Below are 26,314 nucleotides of genomic sequence, written 5' to 3' on the forward strand. Positions count from 1 at the left end.
ACACACCCTATTGGGGCGTTAAACTCCAACAACGAATCCTAACGAATCTCAGCAACCTTATTTGGACCAAACCGGGTCTAAACGGGGCAAAATCCACCCAAATTAACTGAATAGCGTGTCTACGATTCGTTAGAATTTTCAACTGTATCAACTCAACTAAATAACGTGCCCTCTGTTCGTTAGAAAAGAAAGAGGGCTGCTCCCGGATCATTTTCATGGCCAGAGGACAGCCCAGCTTAATATATCCGCTCTCACATCCTAATTACGGATCTTCAAGCGATTCTAAATACATTTTCATGTGAGAACTTCAATCTAGAATGACTCTTGTAAAGCATAGCAAAAAACCGCAATCCTCTAACACACTGAGGATCGCGGTTAAGACAGTTACAAATAAAGTTTAAGGCTCAATACCCCATACCAGGTTTCCACCTTGGTGGAGTGTTACCTTATTCCAATCCTGGTAGGATGTTTTCGTTGGATCGAAAGAGTAGTCATTCGTCTCGTCAAAGTTGGACCAGTCTGTTTTGTACATGCGAAGCTGGATGTCTCCAGTCTGTCCACCAGCCTGAATGCTGCCAGCGGCAGATGTGAAGCTCAGCTCCACATACGAGTCTGTGAAGGTCCGCTGGATATTGGCTCCGCCAACTTGAGCGTAATCGATGGCAGAATCCATCGCAGCCGAGCCTTCTTTGGAGAAGTAATACCGGATCTTCAGATCACTCAGATTCACAGCAGTACTCCCCAGATTTTTGATGTTGAAATACGGTTTGATCTGGCTATCTTGAGCATTGGTATCTCCAGCACGATATTGCACGACAAGATCACTCGTTGGTACAACGACACTTTGAGGTGTCGCGGAAGCTACAGCGGAATTGGCACTTTGCCCTGCTGCATTCACTGCACTTACCACATAATGATACGTTGTGCCGTTCGTCAGGGAAGTGTTGGTGTAGGACGTACCACTCACATTCGTCGCGATCGTTGTGAACGGACCTGTTGCACTCAGCGCGCGTTTCACATCATAACTTGTTGCACCTGTAGAAGCTGTCCACGTCAGGCTCACCTGCGCATTGCCTGCAGTTGCTGTGAGAGCAGTCGGTGCAGCTGGCGCCGTTACACCTGCAACAGGTGTAGCTGTTGCTGTTGCAGAGTTAACACTTTCACCTACTGCATTTGTTGCCGTTACCACATAATAATAGGTTGTACCATTGATCAGGCCGGTGTTGCTGTAAGATGTTCCACTTACATTAGCTGCAACTGTTGTGAATGGACCTGATGCACTCAGTGCCCGCTTCACACTATAACTTGTAGCCCCTGTAGAAGCAGTCCACGTCAAGGAGACTTGAGCGTTACCGGCAGAAGCCGTCAATGCTGCTGGTGCTGCCGGAGCTGTTGTTCCGCCCGGAGGATTGCCTCCACCGTTACTTGCAGGAAGTACAGGGAATGCGTTTTTCACCAGTGCCACGAATTGATCATGGAACCAGTGACCCGATACCGGAGCATTAGGCAATGCACCTGTTAATACACCATCCCGAGTTGTGAAGGTTGGATCACACATCCGGTCAAAACCTTTGCCTTCGTTATTCGGAATTTCGGAGCTGGAGCCATCGGATTCACCCGGAGGTTTCACCCATACATAAGCATCCAGATGCGCTGGTCCTGGTGCAGCCTTAGGTGCTTCACCAATACCTGCGCCACTGGCATTACACCAGTTCCCCCGATGCTCCCGGCGATCTACACGTCCGGAGTTCACATAATCGTTGATGTTGCTGCCCGTAGCAGATGCTGGACGGTCCACCCCGCCCCACCCATTCCGGCTAGTATCAATCAGGAAACCTGTACTGCTTGGCCAGCCAGCTTGTACGAAATCGGCATACAGCGCAGCAGTGAAATCGGTTTCGTCAAAATAAGGATTCCACTCATAAAACTTGGCAGATTTAATCGGTTGTCCACCGATATTGAGATCAGGGTTAGACAGGTTCGGCTCCCCCAGCGGTGTAGTGTTTGCTGTATTTGTAATGAAGCCATCTGCACTGCTCAGACCTGCGGCTGTCCCTTGCACAACACTTGTATACAGCGCGACTGCTGCAGAACGGTTGTTATCCCATCCAAGCCAGCCGGAGTGGCCGATATCCAGATAGTTGTACACATTTGGAATGGCGTGCAGCTTGTCCAATGCATACTTCACACCCGCCTCATAGATACCTGTTGAGCTGGCTTGACCACAAGCTGGTGTACTCAGGTTGGTCACAAGGTTAGGCAGACTGTCCGGTTCAATGACAGCAATAATGCGAATATCCTGATACTTCGGATCTGCGAAGATATCTGCGAGCACATCAATATAATCCGTTTTATAGGTCTGCAGTGCCGCCTGTGTTAGTGGAAGCTCACCATTTGATGCAAGTGCATGACAATCCCGTCCGGGCAGATTGTAAATAACAAATGAAGCGGTGATTGGTGTACCCGGTTTCTTTTGAGCGAGAACGGCATCAAGATGTTGCTCTACACTTTTGCGACCAGCGTTGTCCGTACCGCCATAGATTGCAGCAATCCGGTCAACCCATACTGCGGTTGGATACGATTTGATGGTCTCCATCTTGGCCTTCAACGACGCATCGTTGGTCAGTGCAATGGATGTATCCACGAGAGCTGAATAGTCCTGATTCAGATAGGCCGTTGCCCCTACAAATGGATTATCCACATGTGCTTCAGCCGCCTGAGCCAAGCCTGGAGACAGTCCAGGGAAAATCCCCGCCGCGAGCAGCGTTGCTGCCAACATTTGCTTTACACCTTTGCGCAGGATCTTCTTACCTCTCGATTTGGTTTTCAATTTAGTCTTCATAGTTCCACCTTTCCTTTAGTTAGATTGGGTTGTACTCATGTCTGATCCTCTGTGTCATTATGATGCTTAGCACGAAGAGAACGTTCGGATGAGTTGGTTGTATCACCTCCAAAAGAAATGGTTGTATCACTGGAATCTTGAGCAAACAAATGGTGTGTGAGGGCGAATCATGTGAATGAGTATAATATGGTGGGTGTGGTTGAACGTGTGTTAGACATGAAGAAGTGTGAAAAATGACTTATGGGATGTCTGAATCCTAAATTGGGTAAGCGCTTTCTTTAAACGGTTAAAAAAAAGGTCTTCGCCTATCCATCTACAAACATTATGTTCGGTGCCACCTCCTTATGTTCTGATTATACGACATGTAAATTTTACTGTAAATTGAATTATATAAATTTAATTATATTTTTTTCCATAATTCAGGCAGGAATCTGGACATCCCTTGCTCCAAAAGACACACGAGGTCCATCGTGGCAATCTGCCACAATGAACCTCGTGTTTTACAATGCCGAATTAACCGTTCGTCTAGCTAGTCATTACATATAATGTCTTGTTCTTATATTCCTACATCTAAGGCAAAACGACAATATCTCCCGGTTTCAAGCCACTAACTACTTCTGTCTTGTCCCCCGATTCCATTCCAGCCTGGATCGTCAGCGACTCGGTCTGTCCATTGCCTTTGTCTAACAGTACGTAAGGCTCGGTCTGATCCCGCATGATCGCGAGGCTTGACACTACCGTCACTTTATCCTTCCGCATTGTCTCGATATCGCCTTCCAGACTCACGCCTCCATACATTCTGGCGTCAGGCTTCAGATCAATGACCACATCAAACTGTGAAGCTTGCTTGAGGTCCGTATCGGTACTCTTGCGGGCGAATTTGGACACCTTACTTACCTTCCCGGTGAATTGCAGGTCTTTCTGCGCTGTCATTCGCACCTTAACTGGCATGCCCACCTTGAGCCTGAACATTTCTTCCTCACCAACAATCGTCATAAATTTCAGTTTGCTGATGTTTGTAATCGACCCGATCAGCTGTCCTTCCGTCACCGCACGTGTCTTGCTATCCTCTTCATTCATCTGAAATATACCGGAAGCGGAAGCATACACAACAGACTTACTTATTACTGCCTGCTTTTTCTGTATCTCCTTCTCCTTGAGGACCAATGCTTTTTGATTCAATTCATTCGTCAGGCGTTTACCTTCCCGATCTGCAAATGCCTTCTTGCGCTCCTCTTCCGTCACGCCAAGGGTCTCACTCATATTCGCCTGATCCAGGGTAACCTGATTCATCTTGTTTTCCAGCTGAGCTTTCTCCAGATCACTCTGCAACTGTTCTACTTCCGTTTGTAACGTGGAAGTATCGAGGGTAAACAGGATATCGCCTTTACTCACCTGCTCACCACTTTTCACGTGCCACTGCTTGATGTTGGAAGCATACGGAGCGAAGATATCCGTCTGATCGGTGTATACGGATTTCCCTTTCACCTGTATCGTTTGCGTCATCGTTTCCTGTGTCACATCAAAGGTAATCGGGGGTGGAATCTCTATAGGCGCCTCCGGTTTTGGCTTGTACTTTTCATACAGCCAGTACACTGCACCTGCCAAAAGTACAACGGTGATGATAATTTTAATCCATTTCTTCATGTGCCCAATTTCCCTTTCGCTGATAAAATTACATTGATTTGATCACAGTTAATGCATTGGTCCGAGATGCGCTGATTGCCGGATATATACCTGATACAATGCCAACCAGAATAGCAAAAACGATGCCAAGTGGCAGAGCCGACTGCTGAATAACGACGGTCATCGGACCATTCATCTGATCTGCCATCTGACTCGCCAGCAGACTGTTCACCCCGCCGAGGGCAGCAAAGGCGATCCCCACACCAGCCACGCCGCCCATTAATCCAAGCATCGCTGCTTCCGTAATAAACATCTGACGGATCTGCCACAGATTTGCGCCCAGCACCTTCATCACACCAATCTGTTTACGACGCTGATGCGTAGACATAATCATCGCTACAATAATGGATAATGAGGCCAGCAGCATGATAAAACCACCGATCCCCAATGCCGCTTTTTGGTACATCGCCAATTGACCTGCCATCGCTTCCTCTTGGAACAGATTACTCTGTGTGTTTAACGTCAGCTTTTTAATCTGTTCTTCCACCTGGGATACATAACGTTTATCCTCAACCTTGACCAGAGCCGAGTTAAGATGCTTGGCCACACTGCTGTCGGCCTGCTGTAATCCAAGCTCATCCTGCAATGCACGAGCTGTATCGAGCGGCAGATATACTTTTTTATCGTTTTGAGCGCTCATCTCATCCATGTTGGAAGGCTTCGTCAACTCTCCAGACACACGTATAGAACCACTCATTTTGGTTTTGCTCGCATTCGCATAATCTTCATATCGGAACTGAACCAGCTGCTGAACCAACTGATCCTGCTTCGCTGACATTTCCGTAAACTGCTCCAAAAGCTCGTTGTTATATGGATCAGCATTCAACTGCTCGAATAACTTCTGAGTTACTTTGGGGTCCACGAGTCCAAATGCAGCCCCATAACTGGTTACCGCCATACGACCATCCTCTGCCCCACGTCCCTCAGCATACTTGTATCCAAACCCGCCCAGGGTCTCCAGCTGGGTACCAATGACCTCAACATACGTGCTGCGACCATCCGGAAGCACCATTTCCAGCGAATCCAGCTTTAACATGGGAGCCACGGCAACAACATGAGGAAGTCTTTGGATAATCTGAATCTTTTCCAACGTCAATGCTCCCCGTTCAAACTTCGATGTCTGACCATTCCCCTTGCCGTTCCCAGTACGTATGCCTTCATTGGGCGTAATCGTGATTTCATTCATCTTGTAATTGTCGTTCAATGTTTTCTCGCTATAGGTCTGTACGGACTGCCCCACGCTAAGTGCAATGATCATGGCGGCAGAACCGATGGACAACCCCATCATGCACAGCAGTGTGACCATTTTTCTGCGAATGATCTGTCCCCAGGCCATACGTGCTACATCCCGTATTCTCACATTTCCTCTCCTTTTGCCTCAAACTTCCCTTACAGCCTCTTCAACCAATATTCCATGTTGCAGTGTAAGCACAACTTGCATCTGCTCCGCGACCTCTGCTTCATGTGTCACAATGACAAAGGTTGTATTCATATCCCGGTTAAGCTGCTGCAAAATCGCAATAATCTCTTCCTCCGTCTCAGTATCCAAATTTCCCGTTGGCTCATCTGCAAAGATCACCGAGGGTTCGGTAATGAGCGAACGTGCAATACTGACACGTTGTTGTTGACCGCCCGACAACTGGGACGGGAACAAGTTTGCTTTTTCACCCAGTCCCACTTGTTCCAGCAGCTTCAATGCTTTTGCTTTGCGTTTCGAAGGGCTTATCCCCATAAACACCAAGGGTAATTCTACATTTTCCCGGATCGTAAGATTGGACAGCAGTTCATAGGATTGAAAAATAAACCCGATATGACTGCGCCTGAACTCAGCCAGGCGATTTTCACTGAAACGTACAATATCTTGTCCCGCAATTAGAATCTTGCCCTGATCGGGTTTCATCAGCCCCGCCATCAGATTCAGCAGTGTGGATTTACCCGAACCAGAACTGCCCAGCAGGGCTACCATCTTGCCTTCTCCAATCGTCAGGTTGATATCCTGAAGCACCGGCACGGTTCCCTGGCCATTGCGGAACGAATGGGATAATTGTTCAACTTGAAGCATTGCTACATGTCTTCCCTTCTACTTGCTAAATATGTACAGAGGTTGTTCAAAAAGATTCGCGTAGCACATTCCCTTATCATTATAGGGTGGAGATGTATCCGGGCTGGCCCGAGTTGTATCCAACTTGTAACATGTCATAACAAAAAGACCTTGTCCGCAGAGCAGCTATCGCTCCATCAGACCAAGGTCTTATATTCGTATACCTTCCGCAGCTTACCAGGCTCTGAAACTAAAGCGGTACATTTCACTTTTATCCACTGAGCTGCTCACAGCAAATAATTCATCGTCATTCCATTTCAGACTGATGAAGTTATCAATATTGCGATAGATCACCGTATCCGACGAAATCTTGCTGTCATTCAGGTAGGCAACATGCAACTCATTCTTCTGATTCTGACTGTCCATCGGGAAAAAGTAAGCTATTCGGGATTCATCTGCATCCAGATCGAAACTCCAGATCGAACCTTGTAATAACAGATCATACTGCTCCTCTGCTGCATGATACCGATACAGCCCCTGTACCTTATTCATCGTTCCCTGGATGAGCATGTCACCATTTTTCAGCAACTTGTACTGTTGAATATCCTCCATTGCAGCATACGCCTTCACTTCATGCTCATCCTCAAGCGATACACGATAGATAGCATACTTGTCTTTCAGCATCACCAGTATATAAAACTGCTGGTGATCCTCACTGACCTGCAACACATCCATAACGATAAACGTATCACTCGAACCTTTCCCTTGTTTTGGTCCTGTGAACATGCTCATCAGCTCTTCATACGTGTAGATGACATGACTCGTCCCCTGGCTCAGATCAACTTGTTTAAATAACAGATCATCCTGACCGATGTAGGATTCGTTCCCTACAAACACTCGATAATACGAGTTGTCGTACGGAAGCTTGCGACGTTCCCCGCTCTGTATTATATACTCATACGTTGTCTTCTGCGTCTGACCTGCCCGATACTGGGAGTAAATGATTTTCTTGTGATCCGGGCTGATCGTTACACCGTAATCCGTATTAGCCGCAATGTTTTTCACTTCCTTATCATCCAGATGCAGGAGAGACAGTTTGAGCCCTGAATAGGAAAATTCCGGTTGATTAAATATAATCGTATTCCGGTCTAACACTTCAAAATCAAAGATCGCAAAGTCATTTGGAATCTTGGTAGCCGACTCGATCTGAATCGTACTGCTCGGTGGTGGTGCCAGACGGCTGTTGAACTGCTCACTTGGCAAAATCACCGTTCTTGGTTTGAGATTTCCGAGACTGAACAGGCTCCCAATCCCGAAAATTCCGCTGACAAATGCGATCAACAACCCTGACAGCATCAATCTGTCACGGTTTTTACGCCAAAATCCAGGATGTTTCATGCGTTCATTTCCCCCGGAAGACTGATATTCACTTGTGTCCCTTCCCGCATGATGCTCTTCATCTCCACTGTTCCTCCATGACGCTCAACGATGTTCTTCACAATAGACAGCCCCAGCCCGGCACTGCCTTTCTCGGCCCTGTTGATTCCTTTATCCTGGTAAAAGGGTTCAAATACATGTTGGAGCGCTTCTGCACCGATTCCTTCCCCCTGATCACGGATCACAATAGCAATGGAATCACCTAACCGGAAGGATTGTACTTCGATAATGGAGTTCACATCACTGTACTTGACCGAATTATCCAGGATGTTGAGGAAGACCTCTTTCAACTTATCCCGATCTCCCTGTAAATACTGATGTTCCTCTAGCTCATAGTGAATGCCTATATTGTACTTGCTCGCCTTAATCGACATATCCTCACAAGCTTCACGAATAATATCTGATATATCGATACGTTCGAACCGGTATGCCTGAATGACCGCAGAGGAGACCGAGACCTCCAGAATATCCGCAACCATCGTGTTGAGACGCTGGCTTTCTTTGATGATATAATTCATGCCCTTGTCAAAAAAGTCCTGATCGGTAAATCCGTTATCCCGTAAAATCTGGGCGTATCCCAGAATCGTCGTTAAGGGTGTCTTCAATTCATGCGTCACATTGTCAAAAAAGACTTTGCTTCTCGCCTGTACTTGCTTCACTTCGTCCCGCTCTCGCTCAATCACATCAATCTGCTCCCGAACCCGATCAATCATGACGGTGAAGCTTGAAGCCAATTCACCGATCTCATCCTTGGTTGTAATCTGAATGTCCGCATTCAGACTTCCTTGGGCCACTTCCGCAGAACGTTTTGTCAGTACACGGATGGGTTGTGTAATTTTCCGGGAAATAAAGATGGATGCGATAAATACAAATACGAAAATAACCGCTGCAAAAAACTTGATCGTATTTTGAAAACGAAGGTTGCGTTTGAACAACTCCGTATAGTCCTTCTTCATCTGTACGATTCCAATCAATTGTTGATCCATCTGGAGCGGGAAGGACAGACTGGCTGTGACATGGCCCTTATCCACAACTGTGGTGTAAGCAATTCGGGAATGTATGGCTTCCTCCACATCAGGATGGTCAGACCGCTTAGCGACGTTAACCTCGCTGCCAACAGATCCGTATGGCGAAGCATCGGGGCGATATACTATAATCTCCCCACCAACGGCTGATCCAATCTGCTCCGCGAGCTCGCGACTTCCTGCTTCGAGCGAGTCTCTGCTCATGCGTTTGTTATGTATCAGAAAGTACTGATTCAGCGCGATGTCCAGATTTCTTTTGGATTGCACCATATCCTCATGCACTTCCCGGTACATATTCTCCTGAGCTACCTTATTGGACAGAATCAGCAGGACGGAGAATCCGATAAAGACAATGACCGAGAATAGCACCACCATTTTGAACTGGATCGTCCACTTCATGTCTGTACCTGAATATTCAGTTTGTACCCCACACCGAATACCGTTTCAATCATCGAAATGCCTTGCACACCACTATCCAGTTTCTTGCGAATCCGTTGCACGTGAATATCCACCGTTCGAGTGTCCCCTGCAAAATCAAATCCCCATACCTTGTCCAGTAGTTCAGAACGTGTATGAACCTTGCGATGATGGGTCACGAGAAATAACAACAGATCGTATTCTTTATTCGTGAGTCCTGCCCGTTCCCCGTCTTTCCACACTTCCCGTTCATCCTTGCGGATCTCAATATGCTTGCCTAGCCTTACCACCTCATAGGACTGATTCTCCAGTGTCTCGCTGATCAGATCAATCCGGCGAAAAATCGCCCGAATGCGCGCAACCACCTCACGGATATCAAAAGGCTTCGTGATATAGTCATCCGCCCCAAGCTCCATGCCAAGTACCTTGTCCAGCATGTCCGACTTCGCAGTGATCATGATGACAGGTATCTTGGAGTTCACAGATAGTTGCCTGCACACATCAAAACCGCTCATATCTGGCAGCATCAGATCCAGCAGGATCAGATCCGGCTTCGAATCCCGAAGCAGATCCAGACCTTCTCTTCCCGTAGCTGCTTCCTTGATCTCAAATCCTTCCTTACGTAACGAATAGGACAAAATATCGCGAATGGACTCCTCGTCCTCAATAATTAAAATCTCTTTTTGTCTCATGATACTTTCGTAATCTCCCTGCTCTATGAATTTCCTTCATCTGCCTTTATTTTGTATCCCAAGCGGTATGCTTGAATAGAGGGAAGCACGAAATGTTACAACTCCGATACAACTCTGAACCTTTTGGAAACAACCACCCGATATACTTGGATCATAAAGAGACTCATACCAGACCGGACCCAAGCCTGATCTGTATCCAAGGGGGATTCACATCATATGAACAGCACACAAATTAATGATGCTTATATCAACTATAAATCAGAAATCACAAGGTATCTATCCCATATCGTCAAACAACCGCAAGATGCAGAAGATCTGGCACAGGATTGTTTCATTCGACTAATGAACGTTACCGTGGATATCCCTGAAGATCGCATTCTCTATTATCTCAAACGCATTGCCCGTAACCTGGCGATGGACAGCTTCCGCAGGCGAACCCGTACACTCAGACGAGACAGCCGTCTGGAGGTACCTACCCATCACGTCGATACATCCCACCTTGAAATTAGCGAAGGTGTTCATGATCTTGTTTCCCATATTAACAACACCGAACATCGTAAAATATTAGAACTTCGCCTCATCCATGGATACTCCATTAAGGAAACGGCAGAGCTGGTGAATCGCAGTGAAGGCATGATTAAATCCTCTGTCTTCCATGCCGTCAATCGGATTCGGGCCAAAGTCATCTCATAAGAGATGGCTTTTTATTTGCGTAAAATCAATATGCACGCAGAATTGGATGGATTATGACGGGACCGAAATACCTATGTATATGTCAAAAGACCCAATTTTACAAATATCGAGTTAATTTTTACAAATTGTTATGACTATGTGAGATTTTCATGTGGTAGAATATGGACGAACTCATGAATCAACTAATATTTGGGAGGGATTTGGTTGGGTAAATTAACAGGTATGCGAGGAGTATTTTTAAAATCACTCCTGGCATTGTCCATGGCTTTGCCGCTTCAGGTCGGATTATGGAACGGAGATGCATCGGTTCATGCGGAAGGACCGACAGACCCGGCACCGTTCATCCAGGCAAAGGTTGTGAACCAAAATGCAGGTAAAAAAGTATTGTTCGACAACTCTCACGGCCAAACGGCTGGAGCTGCAGACTGGGTCATTGATGGAGGTTTCTCCGACTTCGGGAATGCACTCGCGAATGATGGTTACTATGTCAAAGAACTTCGCAAGACAACTCCATTTACCTATGATGATCTGAAAGAGTATAACGTATTCGTTATTGCAGAGCCTCAAATTCCTTTCAAAACATCCGAACAAGCAGCACTGAAACAATATGTTGAAACGGGCGGCAGCATCTTCTTTGTTGGAGATCACTATAATGCAGACCGTAATAAAAACCGCTGGGATGGCTCTGAAGTCATCAACGGCTATCGTCGGGGAGCATTCGAAGATCCGGCCAAAGGTATGAGCACCGATGAGCGTAATTCTGAAGCGATGCAAAATGTAACCGGCTCGGACTGGTTGTCCGATAACTTCGGCGTACGTTTCCGCTATAACGCACTTGGCGATATCAACGCCAATATCGTTGTACCGGCAGATCAAGCCTTTGGCATCACAGAAGGGGTATCGGCTGTAGCCATGCACGCCGGTTCAACACTTGCAATCACCGATCCGGAAAAGGCAAAAGGTATTGTGTACCTGCCAAAAACCAACGCAAAATGGAATAACGCGGTGGACCAAGGTGTCTACAACGGTGGCGGGATTGAAGAAGGTCCTTACGTGGCTGTATCCAAGCTGGGCGCAGGTAAAGCTGCCTTCATCGGTGACTCCTCTCCAGTAGAAGATGCATCACCAAAATACTTGCGTGAAGAGACAGGCACACGCAAAACAACTTATGACGGTTTTAAAGAAGCCGATGATGCCGTGTTGCTCGTGAACACCGTAAACTGGCTCGCTACACAAGAGAACTACACAAGCTTAACTGAAGTGAACGGACTTGAACTGGACACAGCTACAGCGCTGTTGCCATTCGAAGAGCCGGCTGCTTCCACAGAACCACAGGCTGAACCTTGGTCCGCGCCTGCTGCCGGATATAAGTGGTACGATCGTTCCACGTTCAAGGCTGGTTCGTACGGTGGACCTGCATCCAGCGCGAACGCTGCATACAGCTTCGTGAAACAGGATACCCTTCCGAATGCAGAAGACTTCCAGATTCGTGTAGTTGTGGAGAACATGGCTCCGAACACAACCGTATCCGGTTATAGTGCCGGTATCTATCTGACTGGCGGAACACAGGTAGCCATGATCCAGAATGAAAGTGGTACTTGGCCAACTTCCTACGGCTATAGCTCCACATTCAGTGTAACCTCGGACAGCCAAGGTCGCGGGATCAAAGATCTGAACGTCCGTATCAAACCGGGTACAACTGGCGCTGCAAGCTTGCGTCTGCGTCTGAATGGCAGCAACCTGATCACCAATGCCGTGACTGTTGGCAATGTGCCAGCAGAACAGCTTCCGGAAGAAGAAGGACCGATTCCAGCAGCTATCACAGTTGCTGAAGCACGCACCAAAGCTGCTGGCACTACCGTAACCATCGAAGGTGTTGTGACGACAGAGCCAGGTGCATTTGGTGGACAAGCCTTCTATCTTCAAGATGAAACTGCCGGAATCTACGTATTCCAGCACACTAGCGGCTTCCATGCTGGTGACAAGGTGAAAGTAACAGCAGCAACAACCATCTATAACAGCGAGTTCGAGCTTACCGATATCGTTGCGATTGAGAAAACAGGTACGGCTTCCGTACCTACTCCAATCGAGGTTACTGCAATTACAGATGCGAACCAAGGTCAACTGGTTCAATTGAAAAATGTAACGATTGAGAATATCATCAGTGCTACACCCGTTGGATCTTTTGAATTCGACGCGGTAGTAGCAGATGGAACGAGCACACACATCCGTGTAGACACCCGTACAGGTGTGACGGAGACTTCCTTCCCTTATGCTGCTGGTGACAAAATCGATATCACAGGCGTTTCCGCTATTTTCAAAGATGTATATCAATTGAAACCTAGAAGTTTGAATGATTTTGTACCTGCTGAAGAGCAAGGTGGCGGCGAAGTGCCTTCCACTCCAGCTGCAGGAGCACCGGGTAAACCGGTGCTTTCTTCTGATAATGGATATACCACTGGCCTGTTCGAAGGTTCGTACAACGTAAGCATGAACCTCTGGTGGGGCGAAAATGGTTCTGAGTACAAACTGTATGAGAACGGCGTTCTGATTGATACACAGAAGTTGACTGCGGCTTCGCCATCGGCTCAGTCCTCCAAAACCGCCATTACAGGCAAAGCCAACGGCACGTATACTTATGTAGCTGAGCTGACCAATGACAAAGGCACAACACGCAGTGACGTTCTGACAGTACAAGTAACCAATGCTGCTCCAGGCAAAGCTACATTGTCCCAAAACAACTGGGATGGTGACGGCAACTATAACGTATCCATGAACCTCTGGTGGGGTACAAATGCAACCGAATACCGTCTCTATGAGAATGATGTATTGATTGATACACAAGCGTTGAACGCAGCAACACCAGCTTCCCAAAGTGCTACAACTGAATTGTCGGGTCGCGCTAACGGAACGTATACGTACCGTGCAGAGCTGATCAACGCTGCAGGCGTAACCAGCACCGAGACAATTACGGTTCAAGTTACCAAAGCATTGCCTTTGGCTAGTTAAGTCTCAGTAAAGAAGCCTAACGTTTAACCAAGCAACTAAAAAACCGAAACCAACATTGCCTGATTCACAGGGCAACATGGTTTCGGTTTTTTAGTTGAAAGCACATATATCGGTGAAACGGGTGAAGTAGTCACGTTTTTTTGACAATCGTGCATGTAGAACCTCTGCCCAGAAAGTAGACACTTGCAGCACTAATGATAGTTATGCCGCTTCAGCCTTTCCAGACACTTCCTAAGTGCTAAAGAACCTGACAGATCTTATTCGGCCATTTGGGCCGAATTTTAAAATCTAACGAACCTCAGCATCGCTATTTAACTACATTTCAGTTGCCAAAGGGTTAAATCGGGCAAAACGCAACAAATAGCGCCACTACGATTCGTTAGAATTCCAGTGATGCCTTATAAGGCTAAATAGGGACTCTCAGGTTCCTTAGCACAGTTCCCGCAAGGCTATGCTACATTGTTTAAATTCTTTATCGCCGATGCAGAACGGGTTCATTTCAAACGTTCAGGCTCATATCCATTTCTAACAAATAGAATGCTGTTCCATACAGCACAATAAACGGCCACGGCGATGACACTAATGACAAAAATCAAGTTCATCTGTGCAAACATATAACCACTTCCCGTGAAAATGATCAGGATTGCACTGAGTCCAATATTTTCTCTGTTATGTTTTTTAAACTTCTGAAAGATCATTCTGTACAGTAATAGGAGTACCATAAACCCAATCCATATATATTGAAATAATTCCATAGGTCACCTTCCTTTTGAAAACTCACTTCTTAATATGGATATCTAAGAGGAGTATTGATTAATATCCTTAATTCCCTTTATATAGAAACCTATTAATATTACATGGATTTGGAAAATAATTCAATCATCTTTAAACATATTCTTGGAACACTCTTATTCCTCAACGGTTAGCTGAGCAACAAGAATGCACCGTTGTTTATTTGCAGACACCAAAAAAGACTATCCCCTGCCAATATTCTGGCACCGAATAGCCCTCTCTTCTTACGCTATCAACTTATCATAATTTATCATCTAATATATTCATAACGCCACATTAACGCTACACCAGCTTCTTACGAATATAACCCGAGATCAAGTCGATAATCGTGATCATCACGATAATACCCAGCAGGATTATACCTACTCGCGGCCAGTTCCGGGTGCTCAATGCAAAGATCAGTGGTGTACCAATCCCCCCTGCTCCGATTACCCCCAGTATGGTCGCGGAACGTACATTGATCTCGAACCGATACAATGTATAGTTCAGGAATCCAGGCATAACCTGTGGCAGGATGGCAAACCACAACTGCTGCATACGATTGGCTCCGGAGGCAAGTAGCGCCTCGGATGGGCCGTAGTCGATATTTTCAACTTCATCCGCGTACAATTTGCCTAACATGCCGATGGAGTGCAATCCAAGGGCGAGTACCCCTGCAAACGACCCGGGACCTACTGCCTTAATGAACAACAAGGCCATGATAATCTCAGGGAACGTGCGAATAAAGCTGAGTACCATTTTGCCTGCACCCGAGATGGAACGATGCCCACTCATGTTACGGGCAGACCAGAATGCAAACGGGATACAGAGCACAGCTGAGATCACGGTACCCAACACAGAGATTGCCAGCGTATCCAACAATCCCCGCAGCAGGTCTTCTCCCTCAGGCAAATATACAAACTCCCAGTCCGGCGAGAAAATTCCGGCTACAATGGCTTTCATAATCTGAGCGGCAGTTTCCTTGAAACCAGTAAACGGTACACCGGCAAGCGCCCAGACATACACAAGGATTAACAGTAACACAATGACCCAGCGTAGCGGGTTCTTCCGTGGTTTAGGCCGGATGCGGCTTATTTCATTTTTCATCATAGCAATTTCTCCCGCAGCTTAGTACTTACATAATCAATGACCAGAACAATGACGAGGGTAAACAGAATGATTACGCTGGTCTTGTCATACTCCAGGAACCCAAGTGTGGCCTCATAGTAGAGTCCAATCCCTCCGGCTCCCACCAGTCCCAGAATGGCAGCAGCACGTATATTAATTTCAAAGGCATACAGCACATAGGATGTGAACTGGGCAGCCAGTTGCGGCACCACGCCATATACAATGAGCTGAATTCGGTTCATACCAACAGCCGTCATCGCTTCCAGCGGCCCCTGATCAATGGTTTCCAGCGTCTCATACGTCAGCTTCGCGATCAGACCTATCGAGAACACAGCCAGTGCCAAGATTCCGGGGATTGGCCCCAAACCAAACACAGCAACGAACAAAGCAGCAAGCAACAGATCCGGCACGGTCCGGATCAGGTTCAACAGAAAGCGCGCTGGATAGTAGATCCAGCGACTTGGCATCAGGTTACCGGCACAGATAATCGAGACTGGAATCGCAATAATCGCACCAATGGTTGTCCCAATCAGGGCCATTCGAATCGTTTCAAGCATGCCTTGCACGATATTATCAAAGTAACTCCACCGGGGCGGGAACATCTCCTTCAGCAGATCCAGCATGTTGGGAAAACCTTCAAACAACTCCGTGAAGCTGGCATCCGTCTGCTTGGCACTGGCCCACAGAAGGAGCAGAATGATCACTAAGGTGAGCAAATGTTTCGTACGCCCAGGCGGTTTTGGGCGATTCACAACCTGAGCCGGGCTGGAACCAGGTTCCTTCCCCACTCCGCCTGAATTCTGAAGTGGAACGTTGGACTGCCCCTTCATACCACAACTTCTCCCTGCTCATGCACAGCCTGCTTGTCCAACAATTCGTCAGCCAGAATTGGTCTGCCGTAAATTTCTGCAAAGCGCTCATCCGTTGCCTCTTCTACCGGGCCGTCGAAGACCACCTCGCCTGCTCGCAATCCGACAATACGGGTCGCATACTCTCTCGCCAGATCAATAAAGTGAAGGTTGACGATGGTCGTAATCCCAAGGTCTTGATTGATGCGTTTCAGGTCATCCATGACCTGTTTTGTTGTAAGCGGGTCAAGTGAAGCAACCGGTTCGTCGGCCAGAATGATTTTTGCTTCCTGTGCCAGTACACGGGCAATAGCCACACGCTGTTGTTGTCCACCAGACAACTGATCTGCACGGGAATAAGCTTTCTCCGAGATATTCACACGATCCAGCGCAGTGAATGCCAGTTCAATATCCTCTTTTGGAAAACGACCCATAATGGTACGCATGGTGGAATGATATCCAACGCGTCCAGCGAGTACGTTACGTAGTACACTGGACCGTTTTACCAGATTGAAACTCTGGAAAATCATGCCGATGTCACGTCTGATCATGCGTAGCCGTTTGCCTTGTGCCTTCGTGATGGAACTTCCGTTAATCAGAATCTCGCCCTCACTAATGTCGTGCAGTCGGTTAATGGAGCGTAAGAGTGTTGATTTACCCGCACCGGACAGACCCACAACAGCAATGAATTCACCCTGCTTAAATTTCAGATTAATATTATCCAGGCCCTTGGTACCGTTAGCGTAAGTTTTGGTAACGTTATGAAGCTCAATCATGACAATATCCTTCTTTCATTCATAATGATCAACCATACATGAGTCCTTGCTATAATGGCACAAGCCAGCGCAGCGTAGATCACGCTGAACTGGCCTGTCCATTGCTACGATTAAGCTGTTCCCATCCAAGAAAGCTACTACAAAGTGAACAGATCCCAAACTACTTTTGGATCAGAATTATTCACCTTTCACTTTTTCGCCATACTGACGAACGATCTCAAACTTGCTATCATCGGACTCTACATAACCTTCATGCGTATAGATTTCTTTGATGATCTGGTGACCTTCAGTATCTTTACCGATATCGATGAAGGCTTGTTTGATCTTCGCAGTCCAATCTGCATTCATGTCTGTACGAACGGCAATGGTATCGTTAGGAATAGGCTCAGTGAACGCCAGTACTCGTGTATCTTCAAATACAGTCGGATAGTCTTTAGCTACCGTGTTGCGGGCATCTTGGAAAATAGCTGCTGCATCAACGTCACCGTTTAATACAGCGATAACACCTTGGTCATGACCTTTCAACGTTACAGGTGTTACATCTTTTAATGGATCAATGCCTCTGTCCAGCAACAGACCTGCTGGCCATACATAACCTGCGGAAGACGTTACGTTTTGGTAAGCGACTTTTTTACCTTTAAGGTCCTCGATGGACTGAATCGGCGAATCTTTTTTCACAATGAACATGGATTTATAGGAATCCGCCAACTCTTCGGTTGGAGCACCTGTCTCATCATTTACACCGAAACGTTGTGCTTGCAAAATAACCTGCGCAGCGCCTTTTTCTTTAGCCAGTACATAAGCTGTCGGAGGCAAGAAACCTACGTCTACTTTGTTGGACGCCATTGCTTCAATAATTGTGTTGTAGTCGGTGGATACGCTGACTTTTACCGGAATGCCCAGTTTGTCACCAAGCAACTTCTCCAGCGGTTTCGCTTTAGCTTCAAGCGTATCTGCATTCTGGGAAGGAACAAATTGAACCGTCAATTCAGTTGGCACATAACCTTCGACAACTTTCTCTGTCTCTGCCGTAGACGTACCGGATGCATTCGAACTCGCATTATCCCCGTTAGCCGAACCTGTTGTACTACTGCTAGACCCACAAGCACTCAGAAACAGAACCAAAATCAACAATGGTAAAAATAAAGCAGACTTCTTCAAACGAACACCCTCCAAAGAGTTTCTATTTTTCAGTACTTATCTACTATAGTTGCCAAATATTAGCGCGATGTGAAACGAAATTTGGAGTTTTGTAAAGTTTCCTGTCAGGCTGTCAGCGCGACTTGTATCTGTTAGAATAGGCTCATTATGGTTGAAGATATAGGAAGAACATCGGAGATAACGGCGCATACTTCGGTTCTTCAAGCTATTCATTCTTCTCCGTTTTATAGTAATTCCATATATCTGAACTTATATATTAGAGGAGATTGTAAAATGACATCCACAAACCATACGGCAAGCTTCGATATTCTGTATACCAGTGATCTGCACGGGGCGATCCGTCCCATTCATTACAATACCAATGCCTACCGCCCCGCTGGGCTTGCCCTGCTGGCTTCCCTGATTCGTAAGGAACGTGAACGTTCTCCTGAATTGATGCTGGTGGATAACGGGGATCTGCTGCAAGGATCACCCTTGGCCTCCTATGCAGCTTCACAGGTTTCCAAAAACGAAGTTCATCCATTCATAACGGTACTGAATGAACTCGGTTATGATGCTGCGGTGATGGGCAATCACGAGTTTAACTATGGTCAGAATCTGTTGCGCGGAGCAGTTGAAGCTTCCAATTTCCCCTGGCTGTCTGCCAATATTGTAAAAGATGAGCAACCAGATGTACCTACCTTCGGTCCTCCGTATCTAATCAAAACCTTGTCTACGGGTGTCAAAGTAGCCCTCTTGGGCGCAACTACGCACTACATACCGAACTGGGAGCATCCAAAAAATATTGAGGGGTTACAGTTCCTTGATGCCTTGGAGACCATTCGTACATGGGTTAGCTATATACGCGATCATGAACAACCAGATGTAATGGTTGTGAGTTATCACGGTGGATTTGAGAGTGATCTGGAGACAGGCGAGCCCACCGAACGATTAACTGGAGAAAATCAAGGCTATGCCATCTGTCGGGACATCGAAGGCATCGATGTGCTGCTTACCGGACATCAGCATCGTCAGCTTACCGCTAATATTCATGGTGTAACCGTCATTCAGCCGGGATTCAGTGGAAATGGTGCGGGGCATGTAACCGTTCAGTTGGAACAATCATCGGGCGGCAAGTGGCAGATTACAGATAAGCAGGCTCGGTTGTTACTTCTGGATGAACATCATGAGGTTGAACCTAATGCAACCGTCATGAAACTGACGGAAGAGCTGGAAACTGAGGCACAAGCATGGCTTGATCAACCCATTGGTGAGGTGGCTGGGGATTTATCCATCACCAATGCTACGGCTCTGCGACTCAAGGCACATCCATTCATTGCTTTTGTACATCAAGTGCAGATGGAAGCGACTGGAGCGCAGCTCTCCAATACCGCCATGCTGAGTGAAGAAGCTCGCGGTTTCGGGAGTCACATCACCGTTCGGGACGTGTTATCCAACTTCATCTATCCTAATACTCTGACGGTACTGGAGCTGAGTGGTCAGGATATCCGGGAGGCACTGGAACAAACGGCTCGTTACTTTGAAGTGAATGCTTCTGGCGAGGTGGCAGTCAATCCGGCTTATATGGAGCCCAAACCCCAACATTATAATTACGATATGTGGGCTGGCATGGAATACGAGCTGGATATCTCCCAACCTGTAGGCAGTCGAGTTGTGAAGTTGGAACATGAAGGCCAGCCAATGGACATGAATGGCATGTACTCTGTGGTGATGAACAGCTACCGCGCTGCTGGCGGCGGGGATTATGCAATGTATCCGGGCAAAAAGGTACTGCACGAAGGTGCCACGGACATGGCCGCACTGGTGGAAGATTACATCCGCAGACACCAGCCGTTAACGGTGGAGCAGGCTAATAACTGGAAAGTTATCGGAAGTTAAATGAGAAAGAGCAGGTCCTGTGATCAGGATCTGCTCTTTTGTTTTCAACCTATTGCTTACTTGTTCTTGTTGAATTATCCTATCCTACCCTGTCCTGTCCCTTCATCCGACATATTGAAGGATTAACTGATATAATGCTATTGAAAATCCTAAGATACTCGCTTTCATTTTAGATGGATGATATCTTTCGCTACGAATCAAATAAAAGAAAACCAAAATAAACCCTGCGGGGATCCATAGCTCAAAGACACCATTTGTTGTACTTTGAGAATAAATTGGCGTAATGAACGTACTAATCAAAAAGTAAAAGAAAACCGTAAAACGTCTTGTTTCTAACTGCTTGCTCCACCTTACTAGAATGAAAATAATAATGATTGCGATAATAATAATGTGAACAGGGGGTAGAAGAATAGCAGCATTCCCAAATTTGAATTCCATTCCGCATTGCCCTCCTCTCTTTTAATGCATCACATGACTGACTACAGGCATACGTGTAAAAATTCATTCTCATGCTTCAAAACCGCTGGCAACCGTCCAAAAACGGACCTATTCCAATATATCCTTATTTTAACATACAATCACAGTTCCGTTTTCCATTTTCCTTCAAGGGAATATGCAAAAAGAGCAGAATTGAGGAGCATCGTGCCCTCATCCCTGCTCTTTTTACATACCTACAAGTTTTCTAATACATGTCACTTATTATCCAAAATGACTACTGCGCCTTTTTACGTAGCTGACTGTAATACAGCTCGCTGTAGAAACCGCCTTGTTCCAGCAGGGCATCATGCGAGCCTTGCTCCAACAGATGCCCATCCTTCAGCACCAGAATCCGGTCGGCCTGACGGATCGTGTTCAGCCTGTGGGCAATGACAAAGCTGGTACGGCCTTGCATCAGGCGTTGTAGCCCTTCCTGAATTTTGATCTCTGTAACAGTATCAATACTGCTCGTCGCTTCGTCCAGTACGAGTATCGATGGATCTGCCAAGATTGCCCGGGCAATGGCGAGTAGTTGCTTCTGCCCCTGACTAATGCCGCTCCCATCGGCCTGGAGCACTTTGTCGTACCCGTCCTTCATTCGCACAATGAAGGAATGGGCATTCGCCAGCCGGGAGGCTGCTTCCACCTCTTCATCCGTTGCATCCAGACGGCCAAACCGAATATTTTCCCGAATCGTGCCCTGAAACAGAAATGAATCTTGTAGTACAAATGCCATATGTGACCGCAGATTCTCACGCCGAATGGTGGTCATATCGCGTCCATCTACCGTTAATGTGCCACCTGTTGGATCATAGAAACGGGATAACAGCTGAATTAATGTTGTTTTCCCCGCTCCGGTCGGACCCACAAGGGCAATCATCTCCCCCGGTTTGGCTTCAAAGCTGATCTCATGCAAAATGTTACGCCCTTCATCGTATCCAAAGGATACTTTGTCGAAACGAACGGCTCCCTCTACCTTGTCCAGAGATACCGCTGCCCCTTCATCCTTCGCTTCCTCATCTTCGTCTAGCACCTCGAATACGCGCTCAGCCCCCGCAATCGCGGACAATAACGTATTCCACTGGTTCGCCAGATCATTCAGCGGACGAGTGAATTGACGGGCATATTCCACAAAGATAATAATCACCCCGACCGTAACCGAACCCTGAATCGCCAGAATACCACCGATGCCCGCCACAATCGCAAAGCTCAGGTTATTCAATCCATTCATCAGTTTCGGGATAAAACCAGAGATCGTCTGTGCCCAGAAACCGGAGATCCGGATGCGGGTATTTCGTTCCTCAAAACCGCGAATCACTCGCTCCTCTTGGGAGAATGCCTTAATGATCCGCTGCCCGGATAAAGTCTCTTCGATGTAACCGTTAAGTTCACCGAGATTGCGCTGCCGCTCCTTGAAGAGCGGTCCCGTTCTGCGCGTAATCCAACGCATACCGATGGCCATCAAAGGCACAACGATAAAGGTAAGCAGGGTCAGTAACTGGCTGAGCCAGAGCATAACCCCAAACGTTCCGAGCAGCGTTAATACACTTGAAAAGATCTGGATCGCCGAGCTGTTCAACGTACCGCTGACATTCTCGATATCATTGGTCACCCGGCTCATAATCTCCCCCTGCTGGCGTTTACCGAAGAATGGAATCGGTAATTTGTGCAGATGGGAGAACAGATCATACCGCATGCGGAACACGGTTTCCTGTGCAATTTCGATCATCCATATATTTTGTAACCAGGATGTAAGAGAGAACAAGACATACACTGCGGTTAATCCAATCAGAAACCGAGTCCAGCTTGCCCCGGCTTCCCCCGCGATGAAATCATCCACGGCCACCCCTACCATGTAAGGGCCAAGCAAAGCGAGTGCGGAGCTGGCAAACACCATCAACAGTACCATGGACAGCTTAACCTTGCGACGTGCCAGATAGGTCCAGATACGACCTAGCGTACCTGACCAGTTCTTCGCCCGTGCCTTGGGTTTGCGACCACCACCTGATCGTAACGTCTCCGGATCAATCGGAGGCGGTGGCTGACGGAAAGGCTCAATGAATGCTTTGAACATGCTGTGCACCCTCCCCGTATTGTGATTCATGGATTCGACGATACAGCTCTGACGACTCCATCAGGTCTTCATGTTTTCCTTGCCCAATGAGTTGTCCATCATCAAGCAGCAGAATCAGGTCCGCCGAAGTGGTTGAACTGATCTTCTGGGTGATGATAAACGTGGTACACGACAATTCCTCCAGCGCATCGAGCAGTCTGCCTTCTGTAGCCACATCCAGCGCACTTGTGCTATCGTCCAGAATCAAAATTCTTGGTCTACGTACCAGTGCTCGTGCAATGGAAAGTCGCTGCTTCTGTCCACCGGAGAGATTCACTCCCCGTTGACCCAGCAATGTATCATAACCGTTTGGTAAATTCTCAATTGTTTCATGGATCTGCGCGCGCTTCGCGGCTTCCACGATCTCATCCAAGGTAGCATCTTCCTGACCCCAGGCAATATTCTCCCGTATGGAACCGGTAAACAGGACAACCTCCTGAGGCACATAACCAATCGCACCACGCAGCATGGACAGATCCAGCTCTGATGCATCGGCACCATCAATCCGTACCTTTCCTTGATCTTCTGTGTATAACCGCGGAATGAGCTGTACCAGCGAGGATTTGCCTGAGCCAGTTGCTCCCATAATGGCAATACGCTCCCCCGCTTTTGCCGTGAATGTGATGTTATCCAGTACTGTAATTTCACTATTCGGATAACTGAAGCCTACACTGCGGAATTCAACCGCTCCCTGCACAGCGCGCTGTTTCTTCGCCGGGTATACAGATTGCGGAAAATGTGAAGATTTCATAGATCCAGCAGATGGTGCAGACGTTGATATCATCTGTTCAGTCTCCGACGTGTCCTCCGTATTAAACACTTCATTCAGCCGTTGCGCCGAAGCGCTTGCTCTCGAGAAGGTCACCAGAATCCATGACAACGCAGACATGGCACCAATTGTGCGAAGCAGATAGTTAATCACCGCGACCACTTCACCCACGGTTGCATTACCGGAGGCAATGTCGACTCGTCCAAACCATAACACGGCGATGATACAAACGTTCATCATCAGCAGCATGAACGGCATCGTGGTCTCCGTCAAGCGCAGCGCGGAAATGGTGCCTTTCATCAGCTTGCCGCTGAATCCGGCAAAGCGTTCGATCTCATGGCTCATCCGTACGAAGACACGGATCAGCCGAATGCCTGTCAGATTCTCCTGGATGACTCCATTGACGGCATCCAGTCTGCGCTGCACATTGCGGAACAGCAGCGCTGCCTTTTTGATCATCCACACTACAACAATGAGCAGTACAGGCACCATGACAACCAGCAGCAGACCCAACCTCGGGTTCACGATTACTGCCATAATCATGCTACCAATCACCACCAGGGGCACACGTGTCATGAAGCGCAGACTCATGAAGACGGTGTCCTGAACCTGGGTCACGTCCCCCGTTAATCGGGTAATCAGGGACGACGTCGCGAACCGGTTAAAGACGGCATAAGAGAACGTTTGCACTTTCTCATACAACTTCTCCCGCAGATCGTATCCGAACCCCAGACTTGCATGGGATGCAAAGAACGAACTCGCAATTCCGGCAGCAAAAGCCACAACAGCACTGCCAACCAGCACACCGCCCCACAACCAGACGACAGAAAGGTCTCCCTGCTGAATCCCGTTATCAATGATCTTGGAGATCAGATAAGGCTGAGCCAGCTCCACCGCAAGCTCAATTAACATCATGACCAGGGCTGCAATCGCGGCAACTCGGTACTTCTTCAAGTAGTACAACAGCTTGATCATAAGCATTCCTCCGGCTCGGAGCACCCTAAACCGATAACACGTTCCAGCTCAGAGCCTCCATTAGACATGTTGTTTTCTCCACAGCGTCCAATATGTAATCATTTCTATGTACACATATGGTTATTATAGCGTATTTTACAATGCCGCTTCTATTCTTATTACCCTACTTTTCCCAATACAATAAACTTCTCTTCATTTTGGCAGTAAAAAAAGGAAGGTCTCCCTTCCCCACGCTAGTTAAGTGCTTACAGCTGATGTAGTTTTTCACTTAGATACTCCCGACGTTTCACCACATATTCGCGAATTCTTTCCGGTTCACCTGCAAATACATCCATGGGCCATTTCATGTAAGGATCTTTGTTGACATCTTCACGAATCTCATTGTGCAACCGATTCACCAAGGGCATAATTCGCTTCTCTGTAAAAGCTTTCATCAGATGCTGCCGCATCAGCTTTTTATATTGTTGACGGAGACTGCGGAATGCCAGCAATCGTCCTGTAAGTCTGTTATACCCCTGAATACGAACAAGATTGGGGTCAACTCGTGTTCCATAACAGTTCCTCCCCCAAGTACCCTCATAATCCCAAGGCAGGATGCCATATTTACCGCTTTTGATTTTCTCATACCATGTGTAATTCTGATGAAATCCGTCGAAGTTCCCTGTAAGCACAGCTCCACTTAACCAGCGTAAATAATTGTCTGTATCCACCCTCGACTGTAAAAAACGAAACAATTCCAGCCTGGACTTTATGTTCAACTGCTGAATAAAGTTACGTAGCCTTGTGCGATCCACATCTTTACCACGAATTAAGCTGTACCCTGACAATAGATCGGTACTTGTTGAAGAGGAATTCGAATTTATCATAAAACCAGCATGATCATTCACCGCATAGAAGATACTGCGCACAGGGATTTTCCGTTGGCGAAAAAAGAAGGATTTCACTCCTTCGATCCTCAGGTATACACCCAGAAGCTGCCCGTTCAGATAGAGTACGCAGTGTTGTGTAGACGGTGCGGGTACACGAATCGACTCAAAAAAACGAAAAGAAAGTGCATTGCGCAACAACGAAGGATCATCATACTCCGCATTAAAATGATACGTTCGGCTGGATGTACGAATCTCAAATGATTTTTTGGGATAACCGCGTGTATGTCCTCCACGGTATCGAAGCCGGATCGGAAACGGCTTACCGTCCATCTGCATCGTGCTGTTCACAAACGTCTCTGACCATATATTGGACGTTAACTGTTGATATTCGGTTGGAGACAAGCTGATATGGTAGACAGGTAGAGCCATTTCCATCCGCCTTTCGAATACCTGTAAGATTCGCCCGTAGGCTCTTACATCATCCTATGCAGATGCACAGAAAGTCGTACGGGCGAATGCACAGTCCTGATACTTATCACATCCAAATTCACTTGTCATAATGCGGAATAACCGAGTTATTAATCTATAAATTTACATCATTTTCATAGATTATAGCCGAAATGGTATAAATATAGTTAACTGGCTAGTCCCTCCAAGAAGCATGTCACATATGCTTAAACTACAGACAGACACGAATGACGAATGGA

19 protein-coding genes are annotated in these 26,314 nt (G+C 47.1%); 3 read left to right on the forward strand and 16 right to left on the reverse strand.

The features are described from left to right. Nucleotides 1-397 precede the first annotated feature (397 nt). The 7 genes from MHB71_RS19800 to MHB71_RS19830 form a co-directional block, all read right to left on the reverse strand. Nucleotides 398-2,842 carry a glycoside hydrolase family 6 protein gene (locus tag MHB71_RS19800; RefSeq protein ID WP_340027358.1) on the reverse strand — a complete coding sequence of 815 codons (2,445 nt, stop codon included), beginning with the start codon at nucleotides 2,840-2,842 and terminating at the stop codon, nucleotides 398-400. A gap of 570 nt (nucleotides 2,843-3,412) precedes the next feature. Then, nucleotides 3,413-4,489 carry an efflux RND transporter periplasmic adaptor subunit gene (locus tag MHB71_RS19805; RefSeq protein ID WP_340027360.1) on the reverse strand — a complete coding sequence of 359 codons (1,077 nt, stop codon included), beginning with the start codon at nucleotides 4,487-4,489 and terminating at the stop codon, nucleotides 3,413-3,415. A gap of 28 nt (nucleotides 4,490-4,517) precedes the next feature. Then, on the reverse strand, nucleotides 4,518-5,888 hold the full coding sequence (locus MHB71_RS19810) for an ABC transporter permease (protein WP_340027362.1): 1,371 nt from the start codon (nucleotides 5,886-5,888) through the stop codon (nucleotides 4,518-4,520). An 18-nt stretch (nucleotides 5,889-5,906) separates the two neighbouring features. After that, nucleotides 5,907-6,590 carry an ABC transporter ATP-binding protein gene (locus MHB71_RS19815; RefSeq protein ID WP_091015773.1) on the reverse strand — a complete coding sequence of 228 codons (684 nt, stop codon included), beginning with the start codon at nucleotides 6,588-6,590 and terminating at the stop codon, nucleotides 5,907-5,909. Nucleotides 6,591-6,803: 213 nt separating this feature from the next. Beyond that, the gene (locus tag MHB71_RS19820) at nucleotides 6,804-7,967 is read right to left on the reverse strand and encodes a hypothetical protein (RefSeq protein WP_340027364.1); all 1,164 of its coding nucleotides are present in this window, start codon (nucleotides 7,965-7,967) and stop codon (nucleotides 6,804-6,806) included. Then, nucleotides 7,964-9,430 (reverse strand): HAMP domain-containing sensor histidine kinase, encoded by a 1,467-nt coding sequence (locus tag MHB71_RS19825; RefSeq protein WP_340027365.1) that lies wholly within the window; start codon nucleotides 9,428-9,430, stop codon nucleotides 7,964-7,966. Before MHB71_RS19825 ends, MHB71_RS19820 begins: the two co-directional genes overlap by 4 nt. Then, nucleotides 9,427-10,140 carry a response regulator transcription factor gene (locus MHB71_RS19830; protein ID WP_340027366.1) on the reverse strand — a complete coding sequence of 238 codons (714 nt, stop codon included), beginning with the start codon at nucleotides 10,138-10,140 and terminating at the stop codon, nucleotides 9,427-9,429. The genes MHB71_RS19825 and MHB71_RS19830 overlap by 4 nt, the downstream gene beginning before the upstream one ends. A 216-nt stretch (nucleotides 10,141-10,356) precedes the next feature. On the opposite strand from MHB71_RS19830, the gene MHB71_RS19835 reads away from it, so the two are divergent. Continuing rightward, nucleotides 10,357-10,833 carry an RNA polymerase sigma factor gene (locus tag MHB71_RS19835; protein ID WP_036606312.1) on the forward strand — a complete coding sequence of 159 codons (477 nt, stop codon included), beginning with the start codon at nucleotides 10,357-10,359 and terminating at the stop codon, nucleotides 10,831-10,833. Nucleotides 10,834-11,094: 261 nt separating this feature from the next. Then, nucleotides 11,095-13,842, forward strand: a complete 2,748-nt coding sequence (locus MHB71_RS19840; protein WP_340030205.1) for a DUF5689 domain-containing protein — start codon at nucleotides 11,095-11,097, stop codon at nucleotides 13,840-13,842. Between the two features lie 494 nt (nucleotides 13,843-14,336). Here MHB71_RS19840 and MHB71_RS19845 read toward each other — a convergent pair whose 3' ends face one another. From MHB71_RS19845 to MHB71_RS19865, 5 genes are all read right to left on the reverse strand, one after another. After that, nucleotides 14,337-14,597 (reverse strand): hypothetical protein, encoded by a 261-nt coding sequence (locus tag MHB71_RS19845; RefSeq protein ID WP_339189499.1) that lies wholly within the window; start codon nucleotides 14,595-14,597, stop codon nucleotides 14,337-14,339. 319 nt (nucleotides 14,598-14,916) lie between these two features. Continuing rightward, the gene (gene phnE / locus MHB71_RS19850; RefSeq protein ID WP_127547295.1) at nucleotides 14,917-15,723 is read right to left on the reverse strand and encodes a phosphonate ABC transporter, permease protein PhnE; all 807 of its coding nucleotides are present in this window, start codon (nucleotides 15,721-15,723) and stop codon (nucleotides 14,917-14,919) included. Continuing rightward, complete coding sequence (gene phnE / locus MHB71_RS19855; protein WP_036672541.1) at nucleotides 15,720-16,571, reverse strand: phosphonate ABC transporter, permease protein PhnE; 852 nt, start codon at nucleotides 16,569-16,571, stop codon at nucleotides 15,720-15,722. Before phnE (MHB71_RS19855) ends, phnE (MHB71_RS19850) begins: the two co-directional genes overlap by 4 nt. Continuing rightward, a complete protein-coding gene (phnC, locus tag MHB71_RS19860; protein ID WP_076253378.1) occupies nucleotides 16,568-17,365 on the reverse strand; it encodes a phosphonate ABC transporter ATP-binding protein in 798 nt (265 codons plus the stop codon). The genes phnE (MHB71_RS19855) and phnC overlap by 4 nt, the downstream gene beginning before the upstream one ends. Before the next feature lie 177 nt (nucleotides 17,366-17,542). Continuing rightward, nucleotides 17,543-18,526 carry a phosphate/phosphite/phosphonate ABC transporter substrate-binding protein gene (locus MHB71_RS19865; protein WP_036606301.1) on the reverse strand — a complete coding sequence of 328 codons (984 nt, stop codon included), beginning with the start codon at nucleotides 18,524-18,526 and terminating at the stop codon, nucleotides 17,543-17,545. Between the two features lie 273 nt (nucleotides 18,527-18,799). On the opposite strand from MHB71_RS19865, the gene MHB71_RS19870 reads away from it, so the two are divergent. Further along, nucleotides 18,800-20,404, forward strand: a complete 1,605-nt coding sequence (locus tag MHB71_RS19870; RefSeq protein WP_340027367.1) for a bifunctional UDP-sugar hydrolase/5'-nucleotidase — start codon at nucleotides 18,800-18,802, stop codon at nucleotides 20,402-20,404. Nucleotides 20,405-20,506: 102 nt separating this feature from the next. Here MHB71_RS19870 and MHB71_RS19875 read toward each other — a convergent pair whose 3' ends face one another. From MHB71_RS19875 to MHB71_RS19890, 4 genes are all read right to left on the reverse strand, one after another. Further along, complete coding sequence (locus MHB71_RS19875; protein ID WP_076253380.1) at nucleotides 20,507-20,842, reverse strand: hypothetical protein; 336 nt, start codon at nucleotides 20,840-20,842, stop codon at nucleotides 20,507-20,509. Nucleotides 20,843-21,116: 274 nt separating this feature from the next. Further along, nucleotides 21,117-22,955 (reverse strand): ABC transporter ATP-binding protein, encoded by a 1,839-nt coding sequence (locus MHB71_RS19880; RefSeq protein WP_340027368.1) that lies wholly within the window; start codon nucleotides 22,953-22,955, stop codon nucleotides 21,117-21,119. Beyond that, nucleotides 22,936-24,738, reverse strand: a complete 1,803-nt coding sequence (locus MHB71_RS19885) for an ABC transporter ATP-binding protein (protein ID WP_340027369.1) — start codon at nucleotides 24,736-24,738, stop codon at nucleotides 22,936-22,938. Before MHB71_RS19885 ends, MHB71_RS19880 begins: the two co-directional genes overlap by 20 nt. A 245-nt stretch (nucleotides 24,739-24,983) precedes the next feature. Continuing rightward, nucleotides 24,984-26,036 carry a CotH kinase family protein gene (locus MHB71_RS19890; RefSeq protein ID WP_340027371.1) on the reverse strand — a complete coding sequence of 351 codons (1,053 nt, stop codon included), beginning with the start codon at nucleotides 26,034-26,036 and terminating at the stop codon, nucleotides 24,984-24,986. Between the last annotated feature and the right edge of the window lie 278 nt (nucleotides 26,037-26,314).

This window comes from Paenibacillus sp. FSL H7-0940 (assembly GCF_037979415.1).
GTDB lineage: Bacteria > Bacillota > Bacilli > Paenibacillales > Paenibacillaceae > Paenibacillus > Paenibacillus amylolyticus.